This is a genomic window from Myroides sp. NP-2, from assembly GCF_014145665.1.
Classification (GTDB): Bacteria; Bacteroidota; Bacteroidia; order Flavobacteriales; family Flavobacteriaceae; genus Flavobacterium.
In genome coordinates this window covers 1-518 of record NZ_JACHTD010000057.1, presented here as the reverse complement: position 1 = coordinate 518, position 518 = coordinate 1, and the positions used below count along the sequence as shown (strand labels likewise).

General features: G+C 30.9%; 2 protein-coding genes. Both read right to left on the bottom strand.

The genetic code is table 11. The annotated features are described in order from the left end of the window. A partial coding sequence (locus H4K35_RS15620; protein ID WP_182628817.1) for a hypothetical protein occupies positions 1–389 on the bottom strand: 389 nt, incomplete at its 3' end. A gap of 4 nt (positions 390–393) precedes the next feature. Then, complete coding sequence (locus H4K35_RS15955) at positions 394–510, bottom strand: hypothetical protein (protein ID WP_368668700.1); 117 nt, start codon at positions 508–510, stop codon at positions 394–396. Positions 511–518 lie beyond the last annotated feature (8 nt).

The window sequence follows — 518 nt, the reverse complement described above, 5'->3', positions numbered from 1 at the left end:
GTTTTATCTGTAAACTTACCAAGTAATTTTTTATCTGTAATCGGATAACTTACAACTTCATCACAAGAATACTTATCAGCTATTTTATAAGTTCTGCATTCTTTTATATCTGCTCCATACTCCTTAATCAATACTATCAATTCTTCCTTAACTAAAAAATCAATGTAAGTTTTGTAATTGCTTGAATACTCTTTCATTATTTGAGAACTTAGCCGTATCTTATTATATTCTTGCTCGTTATTTCTGTAATAAGTTGGTAAGCTATTGATTCGGCTTACAAAGAATATTGCGTAATCGAGTTTTAACTGTTTTTGAGTAAATTGGTTGTGCTGAATCAAAAGCTCTCTTAAAGAGCTTAAAAGAGCTTTTTGGATAATGACTGTTTTCATAGCATTATCTTTTTAATTCAACAAGAGCATTTTCTACTTCGGAAGACTTGTAGTAAACTCTTCTTCCTCCTCCGTATGATTTTAATCTCCCAGCTGTTGTCCAGTTATGAACTGTACCAATAGAGATTC